A 24,295-nucleotide genomic window follows, 5' to 3' on the forward strand; every position below is an offset into this window, starting at 1 on the left:
AAATAAATTATTTTAGGAAAGTTTTTAATCAATTTTCATAATTAAGTATACTAAATTTTTTATTTATCAGAGAACTTTATGGATTCATTAGCACTAGGTAAAAAAGCAATCGCAGCTAAATCAAAATCATTAGCTCAATATTCAAATTTTCATGTAGGCGCCGCACTTAAAACAAAAAGTGGAAAAATTTATGAAGGTGCAAATATTGAATCATCTTCATACAGCTTGACGATATGCGCGGAAAGAACAGCTGTTTTTCAAGCTATATTAGAAGGTGAACGAGAATTTGATTCAATCGCAATAGCGAGTGATGCTAAAGAATTTTGTCCACCCTGCGGAGCTTGCCGACAAGTATTATTAGATCTTTGCGGTAAAGATTTGGATATTATTTTAATCAATTCAAAAGAAGAAATTATTAAATATAAAATTACCGAACTTATTCCCCATTCATTCGGGGAAGATTTCTTAAAATAATTATGATGGAATTTCAACCACACGCAACCCCAAAAGAAACCGGCTGGATAGAAGTTGTGGCCGGATGTATGTTCAGCGGTAAAACCGAGGAACTAATTAGAAGATTAAGACGGGCACAAATCGCAAAACTTCGTGTAAAAATTTTTAAACCGAAGATCGATAATCGCTATTCCGAAAATAAAATCGTTTCGCACAGTGAGCAATCATTGCCGTCAGAAGTTGTTTCTTCGGCACAAGAAATTTTAGAACTTTCTTCCGATGCTCAAGTTATCGGAATTGATGAAGCACAATTTTATGAAAGTGATTTAGTTGAAGTATGCAATAGATTAGCCGATAGCGGAAAAAGAGTGATTGTAGCAGGACTCGATCAAGATTATAGAGGAATTCCATTTGAACCGATGCCTCAACTTTTAGCGATTGCAGAATACATTACAAAAACATTAGCAATTTGTGTTAACTGCGGAAACCCAGCAGATAGAACTCAAAGAAAAATTAAATCGACAGACAGAGTTTTAGTCGGTGCTTCCGATAGTTATGAAGCCAGATGCCGCAGATGTCATTATATCCCTGAAACTGAATAAGGATTAATATGGATTTTATTGCCATACTTAGAGGAATTATTGGAATCGGAGTATTAATTGGAATCGCTTTCCTATTATCTAACAATCGTACAAAAGTTAACTGGCGATTAGTCGGTACCGGTTTAGGATTGCAAATCCTTTTTGCCATTCTAATTATAAAGGGGGAATTACTTGGTTCCTATTTTTCCCCGCTCGGTTGGCCAAAACAATTTTTCAGTTGGGTTAGTAGTTTCTTTGTTCTGGTTTTAAATTTTACCGGAGAAGGAGCAAAATTTGTTTTTGGTGATTTAGCAATTAGTCCGGGACAAGATGGTAGTCTAGGAATGTTCTTCGCATTTCAAGTTTTACCTACCATAATTTTCTTTGCCAGTTTAATGTCAATTCTTTACTATCTCGGCATTATGCAAAGAGTAGTGCAAGGAATGGCGTGGGTTATGGCCAAGTTAATGGGAACCAGTGGAGCAGAATCTCTTTCAGTTACAGCTAATATTTTTGTAGGCCAGACCGAAGCTCCGCTAATGATAAAACCATTTTTGAAGGGTTTAACAAAAAGTGAATTACTCACCATCATGACAGGTGGAATGGCGACAATTGCAGGTGGCGTTATGGCAGCTTACATTCAAATGCTCGGTTATTCATTCTCACAATCTATGGGATTACCACTCGAAGAAGCACAATTAATGTTCGCTACACATTTATTGGGAGCAAGCGTAATGGCTGCTCCAGCCGCTCTTTTAATTTCTAAAATTATTTTTCCGGAAACTGACACACCCGAAACGAAAGGTGATGTAAAAGTAAATATTGAGAAAAATGCGTCTAATCTGATTGAATCGGCCGCAGTTGGTGCGGGAGATGGTCTAAAATTAGCTTTAAATGTCGGCGCTATGTTGATTGCTTTCATAGCTTTAATCGCTTTAGTTAATCATATTTTGATTGGACTTGGTGATGTTTTTGGAATTAATACATTTTTTGAGACTGAGTTTGGAAAACCACTAAGTATGCAATTGCTGTTTGGTCTCGTGCTCCAATTTTTAGCATTTGCTATCGGAGTTCCATGGGAAAATGCATTAGAATTTGGAAGCTTGATAGGTACAAAAGTAGTTCTAAATGAATTTGTGGCATATTTTGATATGAGCCGGTTGATAGAATTAAAAACTCTAGTTAATGAAAAAGCAATTGTTATGGCTACATACGCGTTATGCGGATTTGCTAATTTCAGTTCTATTGCAATTCAATTGGGAGGAATTACACCGCTTGCTCCCAATCGTGGGACAGATATCGCATCACTAGGAATAAAAGCAGTTATTGGCGGAACCTTGGCTACATTGATGACGGCAACTTTAGCAGGAATTTTATTTTAGTGATAAACTTAACGGAAAAATATCGAGAACTCTTAAATCAAATTAAATCAAAAGCTCCTTTTACACCCGAAATCGGCTTAATTCTTGGCAGTGGATTAGGTGATTTTGCAACTAAAGTAGATACATCTTTATCAATTCCGACCGAATCGTTATCGAATTATCCAAAGTCAACTGTTGAAGGACACAAGGGATTTATTCACTTTTCGAAATATGCCGGTAAAAATTTATTGATCTTCCAAGGCAGAATTCATTATTACGAAGGTTATCGATTATCCGAATGCGTGCTCCCGGTTTTAATTGCTTCCGAATTAGGTTGTAAAAATCTGATAATCACAAATGCTGCCGGTGGAGTAAATCCAAACTTTTCACCCGGTGATTTAATGCTGACGTTGGATTTTAATTCTCTAAATCTCAAAAAAGAAATCACCGAATTATTTGGTATAGCTACTGCCGAAGAAAAAAATTACTTACAAGACTTTCCTTCGAAGAAAATTAAATCAGCGATTCGAGAAGCTGCGTTGGATGAAAAAATTCCATTAAAAGAAGGCACATACATATTGACAAAAGGACCGAGTTATGAAAGTCCGGCTGAAATTAAAATGTATGGGAAATTAGGAATTGATGCCGTCGGAATGTCAACTGTTCATGAAGCTATATTCGGAATGAAGTTAGGATTAAAAGTCGGAGCAATTTCATTGATAACAAATCACGCTGCCGGAATCTCCCCTCAAAAATTATCTCATCAAGAAGTAATGGAAACAGCCGATCATTCAAAAGTGATGTTCGAGCGATTAATTAAGAAAACCATTTCGCTTTTGTAATCTTTTTACAAATAATTCTTAGAAATTTGTTGATATGATCGATGCTGCAGTTATAATCGCGGTTTCAGTGCGAAGTCGATTAGATGTGAGTTTATAAACGTTAGATTTTCCAAGAAGTGTAGTTTCATCTTCAGTCAAGCCACCTTCGGGACCGAATATTAAATAGTATTTCTCATTTTGGTGAAAAGTCTTAATCACATCGGAAAAATGTTTCTCCGAGTTTTGATCGAATGTAATTTTCAGTCCTTCCAACTCATTAAATTTATTAACTTTATTCAAATATGTAATATTTGGCAAATAACTTTGTAAAGATTGTTTCATCGCTGCCATTGCAATCTTTTGCCAACGGTCCGATTTATCACCTCGTGCAAGAGTTCTATCAGTCTCAAATACTATGAAGTTCGTGAAACCAAGTTCAACACATTTTTCTAAAGCAAATTCAAATCTGTCGATCACTCTTAATCGAGGAATACAAATAGTGAATTGTTTTAGTTTGTTTTCATATTGAAATGATTTTTCAATCTCACCTTTAATTTCATTCTTCGCCATCGATGTAATGTTGATAAGAAATATCTTACCGTTTCCATTTGTTACATAAATTGAATCACCGACCGAATGACGCATAACTTTCATTATGTGATGACATTCCTCACCGACAACTGAAACCTTTGAATCGGTTGTGTAAAGTGAGAAGTAAAGTTCAATATCAGAATGAAAAACCGACGCCAATTATAAATTCTCCGTTCATATATTCATCAAATGCATATTCAAATCGAACAGCATTAAATGGTAAGAATAAAATGTTTAGTCCGAAACCATATCCGGAAATAAAATTGTTAAGCTTTAGTTCGTTGAAATGATCAAATGTAACTCCCGCATCCGTAAATATATTAAAATTAACTCCGATACGAGTTGAAGTAAGACTTTTCGGCAGCAGCGGTAAATCCAGACTTAAATGCCATTCATCAACTATTGAGTAACTCATTTCGAAAGAGCCGAGTAAATATTGTAGACCTTCCATTTCATTTTTGCGATGACCTCGAATATATTCCGAATAACCTAAAAATGAATAATCATAAAATGGAATTGTTTTGCCAAAAGTACTACGATAATTTACTCTCCATCTTGCAGTGATGTCTTCACCCACTTGATTGTATTGACGTAAGTCTAATTCAAATATTTGATATGCAACTCCCTCAATTCCAAATCCTTTGTGTGATATTTGTGCAGAAGTCAATAATCCGGTTTTCGAAAACTGTTTTAGATCACGCGAATCATAGACATACGCAAGACTCATAAATGGATATCTATCGATAGTGCTACCAGTTGCCGTAATCCCTTTATAAGATATACCATCAGTGGCGATATATGAATACCCGGTCATTAACTCAAAGAGATTAAACTGATCCAATCGTTTATTAATTGAAATCGCACCGGTATAAATTGTATAATCAAAATCATTTCCAACAAGCGTCTCTGCAATATTACTTTTATTTGAGAAATCTTGATAAGCAATTTGGAAACCTAATCCTATTCCCTCTTTATATAAAAAAGCAGGAATCGTATAACTAAAACGAACTCGCGGATCATAACCCAATCCAAGATAAGCACTTAGTGTTTCGTTTCTTCCTCGAAAATTTTCCAATTTAAAATTAATTCCATAAGTAGCTTTATCGAAATCATCCTCGTTAAGGTATACGAATGGTAAAGGATACAAATACCACTTTTCTAGGACATCAATTACTAAGTTAATTTTTTCTTCATCTTGAATTAGATAAAACTCAACATAGTTAAAAAGTCCTAAGCTGTAAACTCGTTCGCGATTATATTTTAATAAAGTCTGATTAATTTCATCACCCGGAAAGAATGTGAGTTCTCTGGTTATGATAAATTCTTCCGTGATTTCATTCCCTTGAATAATAATCGAATCAATTCTAGCAAATTGATTTGGGTCGGTAAGCTTAAGAGTATCCGCAAATTGTGCAAACAAGAATTGCTGAACAAATAGAAATGAATAAATATAAATTTTCATTTATTGGATAGATTTTTATTTCGATTTGCAAAGTGAATGCATAACAGCAATGCATGTGTCTTGAATTGTTTCGATACCATTTTCGATTACGGATTTAACTGCTTCATCGTTTCTGATACCCTGCTGCAGCCAAAGTACATTTGGCTTTTTATTTAATACATCTTCAATTAGATAAGGAATGTCATTCGATCTTCGGAAAACATCGACGATATCTATTTCGAACGGAATATCTTTTAAAGTTGGATAAACAACAATATCACCGGCTTTTGAGATGGCGGGATTTACACCCACCACCTCAAAACCGTTATCAACTAAATACTCTGCAATTTCTCTGCTTGTCTTATATGGATGTCGTGAAATACCATAAACGGCGATTGTTTTTGAGTTATTAAATATCTCACAATATCTTTTAAGATTGTTCATTATATAATAACCTCTTGTTCATATTCTTCCATTGGCGGACAACTGCAGACTAAATTTCTATCACCGTAAGCATTATTTACTCTGCCGACTGAAGGCCAAAATTTATTCTCTTTAATCCATGAAACCGGGAAACATGCTTTCTCTCTAGTGTATGAATGGTTCCAATTATCAGAAATAAGTTCGACTGCGATGTGCGGTGAATTTTTAAGAACATTATCTTCCCTATCGGCAATCCCGTTTTCAATTTCCTTTATTTCTTCTCGGATTGAAATCATTGCATCAATAAATCGATCAAGTTCTGCTTTTGATTCACTTTCAGTTGGTTCGACCATAAAGGTACCAGGTACCGGGAAAGAAACTGTCGGTGCATGATAGCTGTAATCCATTAAACGTTTTGCAATATCTTCAGCTTCAATATTTACGGAATGTTTGAACTCACGTAAATCGAAAATCAATTCGTGTCCGACAAAATTATTTTTTCCACTATATAAGACTTTATAATACGGCGATAATTTTGATTTAAGATAATTTGCATTGAGTATTGCAATTTCAGTAGCTTTAGTTAAACCATTTACACCCATCATCTTGATATAGGCATAAGAAATAATCAAAATTGACGCACTTCCCCAAGGTGCAGCAGAAACTGCGGTAATTGATTTTTCTTTGTTAATATTGATTACAGAATGACCGGGTAAATATTTTGCAAGTTTTTCATTCACGGCAATCGGACCCATGCCAGGTCCGCCGCCGCCATGTGGGATTGTAAATGTCTTATGAAGATTAAGATGACAAACATCTGCGCCAATTTCAGCCGGAGTTGTTAAACCAACTTGTGCATTCATATTAGCACCGTCCATATAAACTAAACCGCCATTATTATGAACGATTTGACAAATTTCTTTTATACCTTCTTCAAAAACACCATGGGTAGAAGGATAGGTTACCATTAATGCGGATAAATTATCTTTATACTTTTCAGCTTTTTCTCTTAAGTCCGGAATATCAATATTACCTTCATCATCACATTTAATAACTACCACTTTCCCACCGGCCATAACTGCACTTGCGGGATTTGTACCATGTGCAGATGATGGAATTAACACAACATCTCTATGATGATCTCCCATATCCTTATGATAAGCACGAATTACCATTAATCCGGCATATTCGCCTTGTGCACCTGAATTGGGTTGAAGTGATGTCGCTGTGAAACCGGTAATCGAGTTTAAGTATTGTTCAAGTTCTTCAAATAATTGCGTATAACCTTGTGCTTGTTCTCTTGGAGCAAAAGGATGAAGCATTGCGAACTCGGGCCAAGATATTCCGAACATTTCTGAAGATGCATTCAATTTCATTGTGCATGAACCAAGTGGTATCATTGATGTAGTAAGCGAAAGATCCTTTTTCTCTAAACTCTTAATGTAGCGCAGCATTTCATGTTCGGAATAAAATAAATTGAATTTTGGATGAATCATGTATTCCGATTTTCTTAATAAAGATTCTTCCCAATTTGTTTGAACATTTGAGGAAATAGTTCCTAAATCTATTTTTGATTTATCAACTGCTTCAGAAAAAATGTCAACAATTTCTTGTACATCTTCCATTAATACTTTTTCATTAAGAGAAATACCAATATTACTATCTCCGAAATATCTAAAGTTAACTTCTTTACTTTCCGCAATCTCTTTAACTTTTTGTTTCAGTTCAGCTGAACCAAGATCAATTTTAAGAGTATCAAAGAAATATTTATTAGTTTGTTTCAAACCGAGTGAATTGATTGCATCATTAAGCAACAATGTAAAATTATGAATTCTTTCGGCTATCTTTTTTAACCCTTTGGGACCATGATAAACACCGTACATACCGGCCATAACAGCTAATAATACTTGAGCAGTACAAATGTTACTCGTTGCGCGTTCACGTTTAATATGTTGTTCACGAGTTTGCAAAGCCATTCTATAAGCCGGACGATTGTGCGAATCGACTGAAACTCCTATAATTCTTCCAGGAATCTGTCTTTTAAATTCTTCCTTAGTGGCAAAATAACCCGCGTGAGGTCCGCCATAACCCATCGGAACTCCAAATCTTTGAGCTGAACCTACAACAGCATCTGCACCCATTTCTCCCGGTGGAGTCAATAATGTCAGACTCAATAAATCAGTTGCAACACTCACATAAATGCCTATTTCATTTGCACTTTTAATAATAGATGAAATATCTTTAATCTCACCATCATCATTCGGATATTGTAATAAAATTCCAAAAACGTCATCGGTTAAAAGCTCGTCCGTTATATTAGCAATTTTTAATTCTATTCCGAATGGTTCTGACCTTGTTTTTAGCACATCAATAGTTTGTGGAAAAGTCTTTTCATCTACAAGAAAAACATTAGCTGATTTTCTTCCACCTTTTCTCGAAGCAAAGAACATACCCATTGCTTCCGCAGCAGCCGTTCCCTCATCTAGTAAAGATGCATTTGCTAACTCCATTTTTGTTAAATCGGAAATCATAGTTTGAAAATTCACCAAGGCTTCTAATCTGCCTTGTGAAATCTCAGCTTGATAAGGTGTGTACTGTGTGTACCAACCGGGATTTTCAAGAATATTTCTTTGAATTACACCGGGTGTAATTGTTGGATAATATCCCATTCCAATATAAGATTTGAATACTTTGTTTTTTGATGCAACACTTTTTAAATGATGAAGAAACTCGAATTCGGTTTGTGCTTTTGGCAAATCCAATCTTTCACTTAACCTTATACCACTTGGAACTGTTTTCTCGATCAGTTCATCCACAGATGAAAGATTGAGTTCATTAAGCATTTCTCTAATTTCTTCTTCACTTGGACCGATATGGCGGTCAACAAAACGATCATAAAATTCAAATTTTTCCATAAAGTTTTCTTTTAGTTTAATTGACGGACTTATTTAAAAAAATATAATTTGTAAATATAATGAAATTAGGAGACTATAAAATGTAGAACAACTTTTTGTGGATATAAGTTTTAGTGGGAGTAATAAAAAATCACATTTTATCTAAAGCAGATTTTGCTGCGGCTTGTTCAGCCGTTTTTTTACTTTTTCCTTCACCGGAACCATAAATTTCACCATTTATTTTTACAATCACGGTAAATTTTTTATCATGCTCCGGACCTTCTTCGTTAATTACTTTATAAATTGGTGATTCCATACCTTGTGAGTGAGCTAACTCGAGTAATCTTCCTTTATAGTTTTTATCAACCGGTAAAGATCCATCTAAGGTATTTGGCTCTATGATCCATTTGTGGACAACTTCTTTTGCTGTCTCAAATCCTTGGTCTAAATAAATTGCTCCAATAATTGCTTCCAACGCATCGGCTAAAATTGTTTTAAGACCCGAACTTGAACCACTCACAAAACGTCCGTCATAAAGTATGAATTCCTTTAAATTCATGGCTGTAGCCGCTTTAGCTAATGCATCTCTATTTACCATGAGTGAACGGTACTTTGTTAAAAAACCTTCCTCTTCATCCTCAAATGTCTCAAAAAGATGATGTGAAACAATTAATGATAGGACAGAATCTCCGAGAAATTCAAGCCGTTCATTTGATTTAGTCAATTGAGGTAAAACTTCGAGATAAGACCTGTGGGTTAAAGCCTTTATAAAGTATTGAGAGTTATTAATTTGGAAACCGAAAAACTTTTCTAACTGTTCGGTTTTTAAAGCTACAATTTTTTCAAGTTTTTTCTCTTGTTTTGAATCTTTGTTACTTGAAAAAATAGATTTTATACCGGAAAATAATTTACCAAACAAAATTATTCGTCATATTTTTTGAACAAGAGAGATGCATTGTGTCCCCCAAATCCAAATGTATTGGAAATCGCATAATCAATATTGCGTTCTTTCCCGACTTTAGGAGTGTAGTCAAGATCGCATAGTGGATCCGGCTCATCTAAGTTTATGGTTGGTGGAACAAAACTATTCTTTATTGCGAGGACAGTAGCTACCGCCTCAACTGCACCGGCAGCGCCAAGAAGATGACCGGTCATAGATTTTGTTGAACTGATCGCTAACTTATAGGCGTGTTCGCCAAATAAATTTCGTATTGCCGCAGTTTCGTTTTCATCATTCAGCGGAGTAGAAGTTCCATGTGCATTAATATAATCGACTTGCTCAGGTTTAATTCCACCATCTTTTAATGCTTCACGCATCGAACGGAAGGCGCCTTCACCTTCCGGAGGCGGAGCAGTAACGTGGAAAGCATCTCCGGTTAAACCTGCACCGATTATTTCAGCATAAATTTTCGCACCGCGAGCTTTTGCATGCTCAAGTTCTTCCAAAAGGATTGTACCACCACCTTCTCCCATGACAAATCCATTTCTGTCTTTATCAAATGGTCTGGATGCCTCTTTCGGTCTATCATTCCAAGTTGAAATAGCTCTTGATGCGTTAAAGCCACCAATAGACATTTGAGTAATTGCCGCTTCGGATCCACCGGTTACCATTAAATCAGCCGAACCTCTTTGTATAAGAAAGAATGCATCCGCGATAGCATGAGAGGAAGTAGCGCATGCGGAAGTTGTAGCATAATTTGGTCCTTTCAATCCGTAACGAATTGAAATTTGTCCGGCTGCAATATCTGATATCATCATGGGTACAAAGAAAGGACTTATTTTCCTTGGTCCTCCATCAAAAAATGCTTTGGTTTGATTTTCAAAAGTATCCATACCTCCAATTCCACTGCCGAAAACAACGCCAATTCTTTCCCTATCTTCTTTTTCAAGATCGAGTTCAGAATCCTCCATTGCCATTATTGCTGTAGCTAATGCAAATTGAGTAAATAGGTCCATTCTTTTGGCAGCTTTTTTATCAATATATTTTTCAGGATCAAAACCTTTTACCTCACAAGCAAATTGAGTTGCAAAATTAGATGCATCAAAATATGTAATTGGGCCAGCCCCGCTCACCCCGGCTTTTAGAGCTTTCCAAAATTCTGTTACATTATTACCAATTGGCGTTAGCACACCTAACCCTGTAATTACAACTCTTCTATTTTGCATTATTCGACCTAAAAATTATTGAATACTTTGAGTAAGAGAGGAAAGACCACGAAAACGTGGTCCTTCAGAAAAACTATTAACCTTTATGTTCAGTTAAATATTTTATTGCATCACCAACCGTAGAGATTTTTTCTGCATCTTCATCTGGGATTGATAATCCGAATTCGGATTCAAAACCCATTACTAATTCAACGATATCAAGAGAATCTGCGCCTAGATCGTTAGTAAAAGAAGCTTCTGGTGTGATTTGAGATTCTTCAACACCAAGTTTATCCATAATTATCTCTTTTACTTTTGCTTCAATATCCATATTTACTCCTATAAGTTTTTGGTTTATTATGTTTAGAAATCACATTGCCAAACCGCCATCAACGGCGATTACTTGTCCGGTGATATAATCGGAAGCCGGACTGCTTAAAAATACGACAAGTTTTGCAACGTCTTCCCCGCTGCCTAATTTTTTTAATGGTATATTGGAAGTTATAGCTTCTTTCTGCTGATCATTCAATTTTGAAGTCATATCTGTGTCAATAAATCCCGGTGCAATTGCATTTACACAAATATTTCTTGAAGCCAACTCTTTTGCATTAGATTTTGTTAAACCTATAACTCCGGCTTTAGATGCCACGTAATTTGCCTGTCCGGGATTGCCCATTAATGCTACAACCGATGTAATATTCACAATTTTTCCATAACGTTGCCCCATCATCGGTTTCAAAACAGACTTAGTATAATTGAATACACTTTTCAAATTGCTTTCAATAACATGATCAAAATCCGCTTCGGTCATTCTCAGAAGCAAATTATCCTTTGTTATTCCGGCGTTGTTAACTAATATATCAACACCACCCAATTTTTCCAAAGCAAATTTTATGGTTTCTTCAGCGTCTTGAAACTTTCCAGCATCGGCTTTTAGAGCATAAACTTTGGAATTTGGGAAAGTATTAATCAATTCATTTGCTTTTTCGTCAGAACTATGGTAAGTAAAGACAACCGAGCAGCCTTCGTTTAGAAGTTCTTCAACAATAGCTTTTCCAATACCACGTGTTCCGCCGGTTACAATAGCTCGCTTATCTTTTAATATCACTTTTTATTTCTACTGTTAGTTTTCAAATATTGATTACGATATTTTTCTAGTTCCGCAAAACCTTTTTTACCTAGAAGATGTTGAATCTCTTCTTTGCAACAATCATAAATGGTGGAATTTTGATTCTCCGGTTTGTTACAATAATGCAATCTGTTAAGATGGTCATCATCGACTGTTAAAGCACCTTCATAGATTACTAAGGGAAATAATATACAATATAATGGTTTATATTTCCACTTGTGAACTTTATCTTCCATCGCAATTTTTTGAAGAGTACAATAGCCTTGTCTATCAAGAAAGACACATTTCCCGTTATGAACCTCTGTACCAACTGCCCAACCGGAATCAAAATCTGAGTCTTCCTCAGGATCTTCGAACCATTTTTTAACATCTTTTGTCTGCGAATCATCCATCGATTGAATAATTCTTTTTTTCATCTTCATGATGTTTTTGTGTTCCGCAAGATCAGTGTAAACACCATAATAACAACACTCTCCGGAACAGATGCATACATCACAAGTTTTAACAAATTTATGTGTAAAAATTAACGGATCGATCCAGAGTCCATTAATTTTTTTCTCGAATTTTTGTTCGGGCATTAAAGGTACCTTTCAACGTCTTCGAATTTATCAATGCCGAAGAATTTAACATCGGGATTTATTCTTTTAACCAAACCTTGTAAAACTTTACCGGGTCCAATTTCAATAAATTCATCAGCACCATCGGAAATCATATTGTTAATCGTTTCTTCCCAACGAACCGGTGAATCTAGTTGTCTGTAAAGTAAATCGATTATTTCTAATTTATTTGTAACGGGTTTGCCAGTAACATTAGCGTATACTGGAAATTTAGCATCGTAAAAATTAGTCTTATCGAGTTCTTGTTTAAATTCTTCTTTTGTACTTCTCATAAGTGGAGAATGAAAAGCCCCGCTAACAACTAACTCTTTGACGAGTTTTGCGCCATTTTCTTTCGCTAATTTCATAGCTTCATGCACACCCTCAACCGAACCCGAAATAACAATTTGTCCGGGAGAATTAAAATTCGCACATTGAACAACATAATTTTCCGAGACGGAATTACATATTTCTTCAAGTTTTAGAGCTTCTATTCCTAATACAGCAGCCATTGTACCGGGTTGTTCAATCCCTGCTCTTAACATCAATTCACCTCTTTTACGAACAAGTTTTACGGCATCATAATATTGAATTGCTTTAGATGCAACTAACGCTGAATACTCACCCAGAGAATGTCCCGCAGCCATATCGGCATCTAATATTCTAATTATACTCGCGAGTGCTACTGAATGAACAAATATTGCAGGTTGAGTTACATCGGTCTGTTTTAAAGAATCTTCAGGACCATTGAACATTATATGTGAGAGTTTAACGCCTGTTGCTTCTTCGGCAGTCAATATCATTTCTTTGGCTTCTACAGATTTCTCATATAAATCTTTTGCCATACCGACATATTGTGAACCTTGTCCAGGAAATAAGAATGCACGTTTACCCATTAATCAATACCCCACGTCAAATACATAGAACCCCAAGTGTATCCTGCGCCAAATGCAGCCAAAATTAAATTGTCACCTTTTTTCAATTTACCGTTACGGTAATATTCGGTCAAGCATAAAGGGATTGTCGCTGCGGTTGTATTTCCGTATCTATCAATATTAATCATTACTTTGTCCTTACCGATACCCATTCTATTAGCGGTGGCATCGATTATTCTCAAATTTGCTTGATGAGGAACGAGATAGGCAACATCTTCAGATTTGAGATTATTCTTTTCCATAATTTCAACTGATACATCAGCCATACCTTTAACTGCGACTTTGAAAACAGCTTTACCATCCTGATAGATATAATGCAATTTATTATCCACGGTTTCATGAGATGCCGGTAAAGCACTACCACCCGCTTTCATATAAAGTGCTTCTTTACCTTTTCCGTCAACTCTTAATATGGAATCATGAATTCCCAGATTATCATCGTCGGTTGGTTCGAGTAAAACCGCAGAAGCAGCATCACCAAATAAAATACATGTATTTCTGTCGGTATAATCGGTAATTGCACTCATTTTATCAGAACCAACGACAATTACTTTTTTATACCTACCGCTTTCAATTAATGAAGTACCGGTTTGAAGAGCAAATAGAAATCCCGAACACGCGGCTGAAAGATCAAATCCCCATGCATCCGGAATATTTAATTTCTCTTGCACCAAACAAGCTGTTGCCGGGAAAAACATATCGGGTGTTACCGTTGCAACTATAATGACTTCGATTTCGTTTCTATCGATATTTTTTGATTTAAGTAGATCTTCAATTGCGAGTGCAGCCATATCACTTGTTGCACCGTCTTCCATTTTACGACGTTCACTAATTCCGGTACGTGTTTTAATCCATTCGTCATTAGTGTCAACAATACTTTCAAAATATTTATTATCCATTACCGTTTCGGGAACATACATTCCGACAGCGGTAATTGCAGCCTTTATTCTATTTGTTTGCATAATACTTTAACGATTCCTCAAATTTTTGGAGAATATTTAGATCGTACATTTCCTTTGCACGAAGTACCATATTCTTAATGGCTAGAGGTGAACTTGAACCATGACCGATAATACTAATTCCATTTACACCTAATAATGGAACTCCGCCATGATATTGGTAATCCATATCTTTTAGTGAATCTTTTAATACTCCTTTTGTGACAAGAGCTTTAATTTTATTGGTTATTCCTTTACCAGCATATGTTCTGATTTTAGAACGAAGCAAACCTAAAACACTTTCACCAAATTTCAGAATAATATTTCCGACAAAACCATCACAAACAATTACATCAACTTTTCCGTTCATAACATCTCTACCCTCAACATTTCCAATATAATTTAGTTTGGAAGCTTTAAGAAGTTTATGAGTTTCAAAAGTTAATTCATTCCCTTTTTCCTCTTCTTCGCCGACACTTAGTAAACCAACTTTTGGGTTTTGAACTTTATAAATCTCTTGTGAAATTATTGTACCTAATGCGGCGTATTCTAAAAGATGCTGTGGTTTAGAATCAACACTTGCACCGGCATCGAACAGCATAGTGAATTTATTTTCGGCATTCGGAAAAGAGGCGCCAATAGTCGGTCTTCCTACTCCAGGGATTCTTCCCATAATCAAAGTTGAAGCTGCTAACATTGCACCGGTATTACCTGCACTAACAAATGCATCGACTTTTTTATCTTTGACCAGATTTGCACCAACTACGATTGACGAATTTTTCTTCGTACGAATTGCAGCTGTAGGAGTATCTGTCATTGTGATTTGTTCGGGTGCGTGAATTATGAATTCATCGGAAAATTTAAAACCATTTTTATTTATAACTTCTTTTATTTTGACTATATCGCCAACTAGAAATAATTCAAAGCTTTTACTCTCTTGAAATGCTTGTATTGCACCAACGACGTCGTTATGGGGAGCGAAATCACTCCCCATCGCGTCAACTGCTATCTTGCAATTTGAATTATTCTGTAGGTTTGTCATAATCCGAAGATTTATGATTCAGGTACGAACATTGATCTGCCGGCATAGTAACCGCAGTTAGGGCATGCACGGTGGTTCAATTTCATTTCACCGCAATTAGAACACTTACCTAATGAAGGAGCACTTGCCTTGTAATGTGTTCTTCTTTTATCCCTTCTAGTCTTAGATATTTTACGTTTTGGATGTGGCATTTTATCCCTTCTTAGTTATTTAATTTATCTTTCAATTTTAGTAACGGTTCCCAAACGGGATTTATTTCATCTTTATTACAATTGCATTCACCACTGTTCAAGTCTTTACCACATTTTGGACAAAGACCTTTGCAATCTTCACTACATAGATGCTTCATTGGCATTGCTAGCAGTGTTAATTCTTTAACATCCTTTGATAAATTGATTTTATCTTGATCGGGTGAAAGAAAATGAATATTTGTATCATCTTCAGAATCACCACTTTTATCAATCAAATAAATCATGTTAAAATCATGATTAATCGATTGATCATATTCTTTTGTGCACCTATCACATATTAAGTGTGCAGTTGCTTGCGTATTGCATCTTAAAACAATTTGATGCGCTGACTTATCCATCTCACAATTTAGAAGAACATCATCAACAAAATCAGAACCAAGATTTAACTTTTCTGCCGATTCTCTAAATTCCAGTTCGTGAATCCCGTCAGCAAAGTTTGTAAACTTAATTATCATGGGAATATCAAAAAATGTAAGTTGGAAATATACTTATTGGGTTTTTGATAATCAATTATTTTTCCACAGGAAAGATTATCTTAAAATATTGTTATTTAATAAGTTATTTTGGTTATATAAAGTCATTAATTTAGTCAATTATAATATTTTATTGAAAATATGGGAAAAATCTGGACAATTATTAAGTGGGAATTTTTGCAAAGAGTTAAAGATCGATTATTTGTAATCACCCTAATTGCGGCTCCGTTATTGGTTTTAATGGTCGGAACAGCTGCCGGATTATTATCTGAAGCTAGTCTTGACTACACTAAAGTCATCGGATTCAGAATTGATAATCCGAAATATTTTAACTCGATCGACAATAGATTAAATCAGCTTATTCTTGATGATGGACAACCGGCGTTTATAGGTGTTTTATTAGGAGAAGACAAAGAATATTCTCAAAACTCAGTTGATTGTCTTGTTCGCATCACCGAAATCGAAAACCAATTCATTATTGAATTAAATTACGGTTATACACTCTCCCCTTTGGAATTGAACAAAATTGAGGATGCAATTAAAACCGGTTTGACTGAGAATTATATAAAAAAACAAAATTCGGAAATACTATTACCCAAATTTGATTTTCAGCAGTTATTAAAAAATCAATCAACAAGTACAATTGACGAGTTTAACAAATTATTCTTCGCCGGTTTTGCCTTTTTATTTCTTTTAATAATTGTAATAATATATTCGGGTTCAAGTTTTACAAGAGCTTTGGCGGAAGAAAAAAATACACATATCAATGAAATCTTACTTTCTAGCGTTTCTCCTAATGAAATTCTTTTTGGAAAATATTTTGGCTTAGCTTTACTTGGAATTTTACAAACTTTATTTTGGTTCGGATTTAGTTACATGTTCTTCGGGGGAAATTCCACACATCTAGAAATTGTAACTAATTTACCATTGTTGATTATTTATTTTTTTCTGGGTTATCTTCTGTATAGCGCAATTTTTCTTGCTCTCGGTGCTCAAGTAACTACCGAAAACGAAGCTCAGCAAATTACAACTTTAACCAGTTTGTTCTTGATAATTCCAGTAGTTATATCTGCACAAATTTTTGTTTCACCAGATTCTTTACTAAGCAGCATCTTTACTTATTTTCCACTCACAACTGCACCGGTGATGCTGATGAAAATAAATGTTAGTGACACTAGTGTATCAGAGATTATCCTCACAATTCTCATACAAATTATATCAATAACTGTTGTTATAATGATTGCATCAAAGTATTTTGCTAAAGGTTTGTCGCAATTCAATAAAAAAACGAGAAGATAAACTTATGCCGGTTTTAGCCTCACTTATAGCTGCCGTGGTTCCAATGACGTTTTACATGATCATTTTATGGCGGCTTGATAAATATGAAAAAGAACCATTCAAACAAGTTCTAAAACATTTTCTTTGGGGTGCAGTCGGTGCTATAATTCTGACTCTAATCGGAGCAACAATTTTTACTTCTGCTGTTGAAATTTTATTCCCGACAATTATTGCAATCGGTCTTTTTGAAGTTGTAATTGTCGCCCCACTTATTGAAGAATTAATGAAAGGTATATATTTATTCAACACTAGTCGAACAAATCATTTTGATAATATTACTGATGGATTAGTTTACGGTGGAGCAATCGGACTTGGATTCGGTATGACTGAAAACTTTATGTACTTCTTCACATATGGAGTAGATTTCGAATCATGGCTAGGTTTGGTAATTATCAGATCAACATTTTCTGCGGTGATGCATTGCATTGCAACCGCTACATTCGGTGCGTTTATTGCCATGTATAAATTCAACATTTCCGGAATTAGATATATGTTACCTCTTTCCGGTTATGCGATTGCTGTGTTAATTCATTTTATGTGGAATTTAAGTGTAAGTTTTGAAGCTACATATTTTCTCGGGTTTTTATTTCTATTGTTGATGATCTTTCTCTTCTTCGCAGTTTTTTTAGCATCACTTGCACACGAAAAAAGAATTATCTTAAAAGAACTAAAATCGGAAGAAAACATTTCTCTTTTAATACCGGATGAAATTGAAATTGTATCATCTCTAAAACGCAGCAAAAAAGGTTGGATTAAAGAAGAATATAGAAAGCAGTATATTGAAACTGCAATTAGATTTGCTTTTAGAAAACATCAGTTAAGAAATGCAAAGTATACAAACATTGCTTTTTATCAAACAGAAGTTGAGAAATTGAGAATTACCTTAGCACAGTTGGTCGCAAAGATTAGAAACGATTATGAAGGAACTAAATAATGGCAATCGGAATTTATGGTGGAACGTTTGATCCAATTCATCATGGTCATTTAATAACAGCGCAAGCAGTTTTTGAAAAGAGAAATTTAGAAAAAATAGTATTTATTCCGGCCTACATTTCACCGCTCAAAACAGAAATGAAACATTCCTCATCCGAACATCGAATTAAAATGTTAGAATTAGCAATCGAAGAGAATAAATACTTAACCGTAAGCAAGCTTGAATTAGATCGAAAAAACGTTTCATACACTATTGATACTCTTTTAGAACTTAAGAAATCTTATACAGATATAGAACTTATTATTGGTTATGATAATTTGTTGGTTTTTCATAAATGGTATAAACCGGAAAAGATTTTGGAACTTTGTAAACTGATTGTTTTGCATCGTGAAGTTGATAAAATACCCGAAAAGAAAAATCAGTTTTATGATAAAGCAGTTATTTTAGATACACCTACAATTGAAATTTCTTCAACTGAGATAAGAAACCGAGTTTCAAATAATTTACAAATCGATTACCTTGTTCCTCTTAAAGTAAAAGAATATATTTATAAAAACGGATTATATAAATAAACCCCATATATATGTTCGATAATTCATTTCTGGAAAAATTATACAACCGAGATAAAAGAATAGTATCTCGGGCTATATCAATAGTAGAATCAGATCAAATAAAATCAGCAGAGTTATTAAATAGAATTTTCCATAAAACCGGGAATGCTTATCGAATCGGAATAACCGGTCCTCCGGGTTCGGGTAAATCAACGATAACAAATCAATTAACAAAATTGATTACTGCACAAGATAAATCCGTTGGTATAATAGCAGTAGATCCAACATCTCCTTTCACCGGCGGGGCGCTGCTTGGTGATCGTGTCCGTATGAGTGAAATAGGAACTCACCCAAATGTATTTATAAGAAGCATGGCAACAAGAGGAAGCCTCGGTGGTTTGAGTAAAAAAGCAATTGACGGTGCTGATATTCTCGATGCAGCCGGATATGATTATGTTATTTTTGAAACCGTTGGTGTCGGTCAATCCGAACTTGATATTGCTCAAGCAGCAGATACAACTGTTGTCGTCCTTGTTCCCGAATCAGGTGATGCGGTTCAAGCAATGAAAGCCGGTTTAATGGAAATTGCCGATTTGTTTGTGCTTAATAAAAGTGATAGACCGGGAGCTGAATCCGCTGCTGCAGCTTTAAGAACAATCCTTTCTTTCAGAGATCATGATGCCGATTCTTGGATGATCCCGATTCTTAAATCAATCGCGTCTGAAAATAAAGGAATTAATGAAATCGTGAACGAAATTGAAAATCATAAAATTCATCTTGAACAAAGAGGGTTACTTAAAAAACTTAGAGAACGAAGATCCAAAACCAGAATTAAAGAGATTGTAGAATTAGTTCTGCAAAGAGAACTTTGGACCGACGAAAGAATTCACAATCTTAACGAAGCAATTGAAGATGTTGTGCTTGGCAATATTTCACCTTACAATCTTGCAAATAAAATTGTAGATCATTACAAAACACAATTCAATAATTAAAGGAATGCAATGGACATAACAAAGCATATTGAACTAAGTGAAAATCAACAGATGATTAGAGATACAATTAGAGAATTTGCTGAAACTAAAATAAGACCCCATGTTATGGAATGGGATGAAGATCAGATATTCCCGATTGATTTGATGCATGAACTTGGTGAGTTAGGTTTTCTCGGAATACTCGTTCCCGAGGAACTCGGCGGTGCAGGTTTAGGCTATGTTGAATATACAATAGTTGTTGAAGAAATTGCACGTATTGATCCTTCAGTTGCTCTTTCTGTTGCAGCACATAACGGACTTTGTACAAATCACATTAACGTTTTTGGTAGTGATGAATTAAAGAAAAAATATATCCCTGATCTTGCAACCGGTAAAAAAATCGGTGCTTGGGGATTGACTGAACCGGCTTCGGGAAGTGATGCCGGTGGAATGCAGACAACAGCGGAGAAAGACGGTGATTACTATATATTAAATGGCACAAAAACTTTTATTACTCATGGTAAAAGTGGTGAGACAGCGGTTATAATGGCAATAACCGATAAAGAAAAAGGTAAAAAAGGTATCTCAGCATTAGTAGTAGAAAAAGGTACCGAAGGTTTCAGCGTCGGAAAGAAAGAGAATAAACTCGGAATGCGAGCAAGTGAAACAACTCAATTGATTTTTGAAAACTGCAAAATTCCCGTCACAAATTTAATTGGCAAAGAAGGAGATGGATTTACACAAGCAATGAAAATTTTGGAAGGCGGAAGAATTTCAATTGCGGCACTTAGCTGCGGACTTACAGTTGGTTGTCTCGAAGCATCTGTTAATTATTCAAAAGAAAGAAAGCAATTCAACAAATCTTTATCCGAGTTCCAAGCTATTCAATTTAAGTTGGCAGATATGGCAACCGAACTTCATGCGGCAAGATTATTAACTTATGATGCTGCAAGAATTAAAGATTCCGGTGGAGATATATCATTCCCCGCTTCAATGGCTAAATTATATTCGAGTGAAATTGCTACAAAAGCATCCAACGAAGCTGTACAAATTTTCGGCGGTTACGGTTTTGTAAAAGATTATCCCGTTGAAAAACTTTATCGTGATGTAAAATTACTTACTATCGGTGAAGGCACTTCAGAAGTGCAGAGAATTGTTATTGCACGTCATTTGTTGAGGGACTAGCTTTTTATTTACCAGCGAATTAATTCGTTGGTAAGAGTGAAAAATCCAGAGATTTCAATTAACAAAAATTGGAACATCTAAAAACCAAAAAGAAGAAATACTAGTTTTGATCATATTTTGGCATTCTACAACATATAGAACTAAAATTCATCTTGCATTTTTAATTGGTATTATATATAATACCACATGATTCCCTATAACATTGTTATTGATACTAATGTAATTGTTTCGGCTTTACGCTCACGAAATGGTTATTCTTTTGATTTATTATCAATTATTGATGATGACAGATTTAACGTGGGTATTTCGGTTCCTTTAATTCTTGAGTACGAAGACGCTATTCTGAAAAGTAAATCTGCAATTAAACTGAGTCTTGAAGAAATTGATGATATTCTGGACTATATCTGTTTGATCGGTGATAAGCGAAAAATATTTTTTTTATGGCGACCTTTTTTGAAAGATCTCAAAGATGATATGATTTTAGAATTAGCGGTAGAAGCTAGATGTGATTTTATAATTAGTTTCAATAAAAAAGATTTTGCTGGCTCTGAAAAATTTAATATAGAAATTGTAACACCAAAAGAGTTTTTGAAAATGATTGGAGAAATATAATGAGTACAATAAGTTTAAGATTACCCGATTCATTACATAGAAAAGTTCGCGATTTAGCAGAAAGGGAGAATACATCTATTAACCAATTTGTTTCTTCTGCTCTTGCTGAAAAAATTTCCGCCTTGCTTACTGAAGAATATCTTGAAGAAAGAGCAAAACGTGCAAAAAAATCTAACTTCAAAAGAGCACTAAAAAAAGTTGCGGATGCTGAACCTGAAGAGCAAGATAAATAGTATTCAAATTTTGAGATACAAATAATGACAAAAATCGGAACTGACATAAACCAAAAAGAAGACTTCCTAAAAAGAGAAGACTTCTACAAAAATTTAGTTCGTAAACTTGGTGCAGTTCGTGAAGTAACAGAACTTGGCGGTGGGAAGAAAGCAATTGAAAAACAGAAAGCAAAAGGCAAACTCACTGCTCGAGAACGGATTGCAAAACTTATAGATGAGAAATCTGTTTTTTACGAACTAAACACCTTTACTGCACATGAAATTTATGAAGAATGGGGCGGCGCTCCGAGTGCCGGGACAGTTTACGGCGTTGGAGAAATTCACGGTAAGAAACATTTAATAGTCGCCAATGATGCAACAGTAAAAGCCGGTGCATGGTTTCCGCTGACTGCAAAGAAAAATTTACGTGCTCAGGAAATTGCAATGGAAAACCACCTCCCTATCATTTATCTCGTTGATAGCGCAGGAGTTTTTCTTCCTTTACAAGAAGATATCTTTCCCGATAAAGAACACTTCGGAAGAATTTTTAGGAACAACGCACAAATGAGTGCAATGGGTATTCCTCAGATTGCCGCAATTATGGGTCCGTGCGTTGCCGGCGGTGCTTACTTACCTATAATGAGTGATGAAGCATTAATTGTCGAAGGAGAAGGTTCGGTATTTCTTGCCGGTTCACATCTTGTGAAAGCTGCAATTGGTGAAGTAATCGACAATGAAAGTCTCGGTGGTGCACATGTTCAAACAAACATTTCCGGTGTTACAGATTATGTGATGAAAAACGATGAAGAATGTCTGCAGATGATTAGAAATTTGGTAGATAAAAAAGGACCAACTCCCCGTTTCGGATTTAACAGAATAAAACCCGTTAAACCAAAGTTCGATCAAAAAGAGATTTACGGTGTACTTCCCGAAGATCAATTAAAACAATATGATACACACGAACTGCTCGCTAGAATTGTTGATAACTCTGAGATTGATGAATACAAACCGGATTACGGTCAAACAATAATTTGTGCTTATGCCAGAATTGACGGTTGGTCGGTTGGCATAGTTGCAAACCAACGCAAGATTGTAAAAAGTGCAAAAGGTGAAATGCAAATCGGCGGTGTTATTTATTCGGACAGCGCGGATAAAGCAACACGGTTTATAATGAACTGCAACCAAAAAAACATACCGCTAGTTTTCTTGCAGGATGTAACGGGATTTATGGTAGGAAGCAAAGCCGAACACGGCGGAATAATTAAAGACGGTGCGAAGATGGTAAACGCTGTAGCAAATTCGACCGTTCCAAAAATTACAATTATTGTCGGCAACAGTTTTGGCGCAGGCAATTATGCAATGTGCGGCAAAGCTTACGATCCCCGTTTCATTTATGCATATCCTAATGCAAAAATTTCTGTTATGGGTTCTGCACAAGCCGGGGGTGTTTTATTAGATATCAAGATGAAACAACTTCAAAAAGAAGGTAAAGAATTTTCCGATTTTGACAAAAAGAAATTAGAAGATCAAATTAGAAAAGCTTACGATGACTCAAGTTCCGCACTTTATGCAGCAGCAAGATTATGGGTTGATGAAGTTATCGATCCGGCTAAAACTCGTGAATATATTTCTATGAGTTTGGAAGTAGCTGATCACAATCCTGTAATGCCGAAATTTAATGTCGGTGTAATTCAAACATAGATGCAGCCCGGTAAATTATATATTGTTGCAACTCCTATCGGTAATTTGAAAGATATTACTTTTCGTGCAATTGAAACACTCAAAGAAGTCGATTTTGTAATTTGCGAAGATACCCGTGTAACGGGATTCCTTTTGAAGGAATATGATATCTCAAAAGAGTTATTTTCATTTAATGCTCAATCCGAAGAGAGAAAAATTCCAGCAGTATTGGAGAGAATAAAAAGCGGGCAAAACGCCGCACTTGTCTCCGATGCGGGAACTCCGACAATTTCAGATCCCGGCATTAGATTAGTCAGTGCCGCAATTAAAGAAGAAATTGAAGTTGTATCTATCCCTGGTGTGAATGCCGCGATAGCAGCATTGAGTATCGCCGGACTGCCGACTGATTCATTTCTCTTCGAAGGATTTCTCCCACAGAAAAAAGGAAGACAGAAAAAACTAAAAGAACTTGCGGAAGAAAACCGTACCATAGTTCTGTACGAATCGACTTATAGAATTGAAAAACTTTTAATCGAACTTAACGAGTACATTCCTGAAAGAATAGTTGTAGTCTGCAGAGAGCTCACAAAAAAATTCGAAGAAACATGGCGCGGAACAGCAAAAGAATTACTTGAGGATTTACCAAACAAAATTACTAAAGGTGAGTTTGTAGTTTTGATTGCTCCGAAAAATTGGTTATGCTAATTTTTTAAGGACCTCAGGGACTCAAGCGACAAT

27 protein-coding genes are annotated in these 24,295 nt (G+C 35.4%); 13 read left to right on the forward strand and 14 right to left on the reverse strand.

What is annotated here, in order from left to right:
• Nucleotides 1-78 precede the first annotated feature (78 nt).
• Genes cdd through QY331_09390 form a run of 4 tightly spaced genes read left to right on the forward strand, consistent with a single transcriptional unit; the run spans nt 79 to nt 3,237 of the window.
• On the forward strand, nt 79-474 hold the full coding sequence (gene cdd / locus QY331_09375; GenBank protein ID WKZ68162.1) for a cytidine deaminase: 396 nt from the start codon (nt 79-81) through the stop codon (nt 472-474).
• A 2-nt stretch (nt 475-476) separates the two neighbouring features.
• Nucleotides 477-1,055: a thymidine kinase gene (locus QY331_09380; GenBank protein WKZ68163.1), complete on the forward strand. Its 579-nt coding sequence runs from the start codon at nt 477-479 to the stop codon at nt 1,053-1,055.
• An 8-nt stretch (nt 1,056-1,063) separates the two neighbouring features.
• On the forward strand, nt 1,064-2,416 hold the full coding sequence (locus QY331_09385) for a nucleoside transporter C-terminal domain-containing protein (GenBank protein ID WKZ68164.1): 1,353 nt from the start codon (nt 1,064-1,066) through the stop codon (nt 2,414-2,416).
• The gene (locus QY331_09390; protein ID WKZ68165.1) at nt 2,416-3,237 is read left to right on the forward strand and encodes a purine-nucleoside phosphorylase; all 822 of its coding nucleotides are present in this window, start codon (nt 2,416-2,418) and stop codon (nt 3,235-3,237) included. Before QY331_09385 ends, QY331_09390 begins: the two co-directional genes overlap by 1 nt.
• Nucleotides 3,238-3,255: 18 nt before the next feature.
• Here the strand turns inward: QY331_09390 and QY331_09395 are convergent, their stop codons facing one another.
• The 14 genes from QY331_09395 to QY331_09460 all read right to left on the reverse strand — a co-directional run bounded on the left by QY331_09395 (nt 3,256) and on the right by QY331_09460 (nt 16,056).
• Nucleotides 3,256-3,966, reverse strand: coding sequence for an RsmE family RNA methyltransferase (locus QY331_09395; protein WKZ68166.1), 711 nt, complete (start codon nt 3,964-3,966; stop codon nt 3,256-3,258).
• A complete protein-coding gene (locus QY331_09400; GenBank protein WKZ68167.1) occupies nt 3,944-5,269 on the reverse strand; it encodes a POTRA domain-containing protein in 1,326 nt (441 codons plus the stop codon). Before QY331_09400 ends, QY331_09395 begins: the two co-directional genes overlap by 23 nt.
• 15 nt (nt 5,270-5,284) lie before the next feature.
• Nucleotides 5,285-5,692 (reverse strand): CoA-binding protein, encoded by a 408-nt coding sequence (locus QY331_09405; GenBank protein WKZ68168.1) that lies wholly within the window; start codon nt 5,690-5,692, stop codon nt 5,285-5,287.
• Nucleotides 5,692-8,586 carry an aminomethyl-transferring glycine dehydrogenase gene (gcvP, locus tag QY331_09410; protein ID WKZ68169.1) on the reverse strand — a complete coding sequence of 965 codons (2,895 nt, stop codon included), beginning with the start codon at nt 8,584-8,586 and terminating at the stop codon, nt 5,692-5,694. The genes QY331_09405 and gcvP overlap by 1 nt, the downstream gene beginning before the upstream one ends.
• A gap of 130 nt (nt 8,587-8,716) precedes the next feature.
• On the reverse strand, nt 8,717-9,484 hold the full coding sequence (gene rnc / locus QY331_09415) for a ribonuclease III (GenBank protein ID WKZ68170.1): 768 nt from the start codon (nt 9,482-9,484) through the stop codon (nt 8,717-8,719).
• A gap of 2 nt (nt 9,485-9,486) precedes the next feature.
• Nucleotides 9,487-10,731: a beta-ketoacyl-ACP synthase II gene (gene fabF / locus QY331_09420; protein ID WKZ68171.1), complete on the reverse strand. Its 1,245-nt coding sequence runs from the start codon at nt 10,729-10,731 to the stop codon at nt 9,487-9,489.
• 76 nt (nt 10,732-10,807) lie between these two features.
• Entirely contained in the window at nt 10,808-11,041 is a 234-nt protein-coding gene (locus QY331_09425; GenBank protein ID WKZ68172.1) for an acyl carrier protein, read from the reverse strand.
• Between the two features lie 39 nt (nt 11,042-11,080).
• A complete protein-coding gene (gene fabG / locus QY331_09430; protein WKZ68173.1) occupies nt 11,081-11,818 on the reverse strand; it encodes a 3-oxoacyl-[acyl-carrier-protein] reductase in 738 nt (245 codons plus the stop codon).
• On the reverse strand, nt 11,815-12,417 hold the full coding sequence (locus tag QY331_09435) for a DUF3109 family protein (protein WKZ68174.1): 603 nt from the start codon (nt 12,415-12,417) through the stop codon (nt 11,815-11,817). The genes fabG and QY331_09435 overlap by 4 nt, the downstream gene beginning before the upstream one ends.
• Nucleotides 12,417-13,331: an ACP S-malonyltransferase gene (gene fabD / locus QY331_09440; GenBank protein ID WKZ68175.1), complete on the reverse strand. Its 915-nt coding sequence runs from the start codon at nt 13,329-13,331 to the stop codon at nt 12,417-12,419. The genes QY331_09435 and fabD overlap by 1 nt, the downstream gene beginning before the upstream one ends.
• Entirely contained in the window at nt 13,331-14,332 is a 1,002-nt protein-coding gene (locus QY331_09445; GenBank protein ID WKZ68176.1) for a beta-ketoacyl-ACP synthase III, read from the reverse strand. The genes fabD and QY331_09445 overlap by 1 nt, the downstream gene beginning before the upstream one ends.
• Nucleotides 14,319-15,350: a phosphate acyltransferase PlsX gene (gene plsX, locus QY331_09450; protein WKZ68177.1), complete on the reverse strand. Its 1,032-nt coding sequence runs from the start codon at nt 15,348-15,350 to the stop codon at nt 14,319-14,321. The genes QY331_09445 and plsX overlap by 14 nt, the downstream gene beginning before the upstream one ends.
• 11 nt (nt 15,351-15,361) lie before the next feature.
• The gene (gene rpmF / locus QY331_09455) at nt 15,362-15,541 is read right to left on the reverse strand and encodes a 50S ribosomal protein L32 (protein ID WKZ68178.1); all 180 of its coding nucleotides are present in this window, start codon (nt 15,539-15,541) and stop codon (nt 15,362-15,364) included.
• Between the two features lie 11 nt (nt 15,542-15,552).
• On the reverse strand, nt 15,553-16,056 hold the full coding sequence (locus QY331_09460) for a DUF177 domain-containing protein (protein ID WKZ68179.1): 504 nt from the start codon (nt 16,054-16,056) through the stop codon (nt 15,553-15,555).
• A gap of 195 nt (nt 16,057-16,251) precedes the next feature.
• Here QY331_09460 and QY331_09465 point away from each other — a divergent pair, with 195 nt between their 5' ends.
• The 9 genes from QY331_09465 to rsmI all read left to right on the forward strand — a co-directional run bounded on the left by QY331_09465 (nt 16,252) and on the right by rsmI (nt 24,262).
• Complete coding sequence (locus tag QY331_09465; GenBank protein ID WKZ68180.1) at nt 16,252-17,373, forward strand: ABC transporter permease; 1,122 nt, start codon at nt 16,252-16,254, stop codon at nt 17,371-17,373.
• A 4-nt stretch (nt 17,374-17,377) separates the two neighbouring features.
• Nucleotides 17,378-18,346, forward strand: coding sequence for a PrsW family intramembrane metalloprotease (locus QY331_09470; GenBank protein ID WKZ68181.1), 969 nt, complete (start codon nt 17,378-17,380; stop codon nt 18,344-18,346).
• Entirely contained in the window at nt 18,346-18,918 is a 573-nt protein-coding gene (gene nadD, locus QY331_09475; protein ID WKZ68182.1) for a nicotinate-nucleotide adenylyltransferase, read from the forward strand. Before QY331_09470 ends, nadD begins: the two co-directional genes overlap by 1 nt.
• A gap of 11 nt (nt 18,919-18,929) precedes the next feature.
• Nucleotides 18,930-19,889 carry a methylmalonyl Co-A mutase-associated GTPase MeaB gene (meaB, locus tag QY331_09480; protein WKZ68183.1) on the forward strand — a complete coding sequence of 320 codons (960 nt, stop codon included), beginning with the start codon at nt 18,930-18,932 and terminating at the stop codon, nt 19,887-19,889.
• A 9-nt stretch (nt 19,890-19,898) separates the two neighbouring features.
• Nucleotides 19,899-21,053, forward strand: coding sequence for an acyl-CoA dehydrogenase family protein (locus tag QY331_09485; protein ID WKZ68184.1), 1,155 nt, complete (start codon nt 19,899-19,901; stop codon nt 21,051-21,053).
• Between the two features lie 186 nt (nt 21,054-21,239).
• A complete protein-coding gene (locus tag QY331_09490) occupies nt 21,240-21,665 on the forward strand; it encodes a putative toxin-antitoxin system toxin component, PIN family (GenBank protein WKZ68185.1) in 426 nt (141 codons plus the stop codon).
• Nucleotides 21,665-21,898: a DUF6290 family protein gene (locus tag QY331_09495; GenBank protein ID WKZ68186.1), complete on the forward strand. Its 234-nt coding sequence runs from the start codon at nt 21,665-21,667 to the stop codon at nt 21,896-21,898. Before QY331_09490 ends, QY331_09495 begins: the two co-directional genes overlap by 1 nt.
• Before the next feature lie 24 nt (nt 21,899-21,922).
• Nucleotides 21,923-23,578 (forward strand): acyl-CoA carboxylase subunit beta, encoded by a 1,656-nt coding sequence (locus QY331_09500; protein WKZ68187.1) that lies wholly within the window; start codon nt 21,923-21,925, stop codon nt 23,576-23,578.
• A complete protein-coding gene (gene rsmI / locus QY331_09505) occupies nt 23,579-24,262 on the forward strand; it encodes a 16S rRNA (cytidine(1402)-2'-O)-methyltransferase (GenBank protein WKZ68188.1) in 684 nt (227 codons plus the stop codon). It begins immediately after the preceding gene.
• Nucleotides 24,263-24,295 lie beyond the last annotated feature (33 nt).

Source organism: Melioribacteraceae bacterium, assembly GCA_030584085.1.
Classification (GTDB): domain Bacteria; phylum Bacteroidota; class Ignavibacteria; order Ignavibacteriales; family Melioribacteraceae; genus SURF-28.